The sequence below is a fragment of the Psychrobacter sp. 1Y4 genome (assembly GCF_051847555.1).
The window spans coordinates 1-759 of the sequence record NZ_JBPYDE010000449.1 but is presented as its reverse complement, the minus strand read 5'-3'; the positions used below and the strand labels follow the sequence as shown (position 1 = coordinate 759).

At 36.9% G+C, this 759-nt stretch carries 1 protein-coding gene; it reads left to right on the top strand.

Translation table 11 applies throughout. From position 1 onward, the window contains the following. Positions 1-340: sodium:solute symporter family transporter (locus ACS8FC_RS16890; protein WP_439297637.1), on the top strand; the 340-nt coding region annotated here is incomplete at its 5' end. Positions 341-759: the final 419 nt, after the last annotated feature.

The window sequence follows — 759 nt, the reverse complement described above, 5'->3', positions numbered from 1 at the left end:
AGCCTCTAATCCAGACAGTTCCGTCTTAGACTTAGTTTCTAATGCTTGGGCAGGATTCGGTGCAGCATTTGGACCGTTGGTCATCTTCAGTCTCATATGGCGCGGCATGAACCGTAATGGTGCCGTAGCTGGTATGGTTGTTGGTGCATTGACTGTGATCTTATGGATTTATGGTCCATTCCAGATGAATGGTATGGCACTTAACAGCTGGTTGTTTGCTATCGTTCCAGGCTTTATCTTAAGTACTATCGCTATTTTTGCAGTAAGTATCATGACTGGTGGCCCAAGAGAATCAGTATCTGCTAAGTACAGAGAGATGGAATTGAATCTAAACAAATAAGTTTATACAGTAATTTTACTCTATTACTATAAAAAAACCTCGCCACTAATGGCGAGGTTTTTTATTGGCAGCTATTATTTATGATCTAAGTAGCTCCTATTATAAGTAGGAAGGATGCTCTAAATTCCTATTACGAGCATCTGTTCTTACGGAAATAGCTATAGTACTGCTGCTAAATACATCTATCTAGGCACGCTCTTATCTATATAGGTAGCTATCATATAATTAGCGACAATCAGTACATTGCTTACCATTCAATAACTCAGAAAACGACTATCATACCTATAACAACATATGAGCAGTGAGTAGGTTATAGCTATCAGTTGTTAATTTACTCTCTATAAAACACTCTAAATATATATTTATATCTAAGAGTTTTGATTTGATTCAGAATATTGGCTAACAAAAAAGCGACCTAT